At 43.8% G+C, this 646-nt stretch carries 1 pseudogene; it reads left to right on the forward strand.

Annotated elements, in window-relative coordinates:
* Positions 1–131: 131 nt before the first annotated feature.
* Positions 132–646, forward strand: a pseudogene (locus R7Q11_RS27030) (glycosyltransferase family 1 protein); the annotation flags it as partial.

Here is a 646-nt window from a genome sequence, read left to right on the forward strand (position 1 = left end):
AAATGAGAAATCCTAATCCTTTCATTTTGACGACAATACAACCAGCTGTTTTTAAAGGCTAAAATCCTTGGCACGCATTGTGATTACTCCTTCTATCAGAAACCAAATCTTAAGAACTCAAGGAGAAACACATGACGGATATCGTAGTATTTGGCGAAGACTTCGGCGGCCTACCATCATCAACGCAGCACATCGTTCAGCGACTTGCCAGCAACCATCGCATTCTTTGGGTTAATTCCATCGGTTTAAGACAACCAAAACCGACGGGTAAAGACATTCAACGTTTAGTGAGCAAGTTTTCCCGCGTTATCAGCAATACTGGCTCAGATAAGCCAACCATGCATTGTGATGCGGTAGACAACATTTTCACGGTAAATTTGCTGACAATACCGGCTCCCCATTCTGCTTTTTCAAGAAAAGTGGCAGCGAAGATGATGCAGCACCAACTAGAAAAACACTTAAAAGCGTTGAACTTCGACAACCCATTGTTTTGGACATCCCTACCAACCGCCGCTGATGTGTGTAATGTCATGAATAAACGCGGGCTAATTTACTATTGTGGAGACGATTTTGGCGCGTTAGCGGGCGTTGATCATCAAACAGTGATGGAGCATGAACGCACACTGGTTGATAGCGCCGATTTTAT

The sequence above is a fragment of the Vibrio sp. 970 genome (assembly GCF_033339075.1).